The sequence below is a fragment of the Photobacterium sp. S4TG1 genome (genome assembly GCF_036040035.1).
Lineage (GTDB): Bacteria > Pseudomonadota > Gammaproteobacteria > Enterobacterales > Vibrionaceae > Photobacterium.
Window position 1 is genome coordinate 1 of the sequence record NZ_JAYXUH010000066.1, and the last position, 281, is coordinate 281.

At 45.2% G+C, this 281-nt stretch carries 1 protein-coding gene; it reads left to right on the plus strand.

All coding sequences use genetic code 11. From position 1 onward, the window contains the following. On the plus strand, positions 1-281 hold a 281-nt coding region (locus VXS03_RS20190; RefSeq protein ID WP_327765541.1), incomplete at both ends, for a hypothetical protein.

Consider the following 281-nt stretch of genomic DNA (forward strand, 5'->3'; position numbering starts at 1 on the left):
GTGCCTCTTGATGTTGGCTCTGATGCTATTCACCACATTGATTTCAATGCCGACCAACCGAGTTTAAATACAATCACCAGTAACGGTGAAGCAACAACATTTACGGTTTCAGGTAATGTTCTGACTGTTGTTGATAGTGATAATAAGCCAGTGATGGTGGTGACTATCGCAACGGATGGTTCATACACGGTTGAAGTCACAGGCCCGATTGATCAATCAGCGAGTGATGTTGTTAATCTGAACTTGGGTGTGACGGCCACCGATAACGATGGCGATACCAC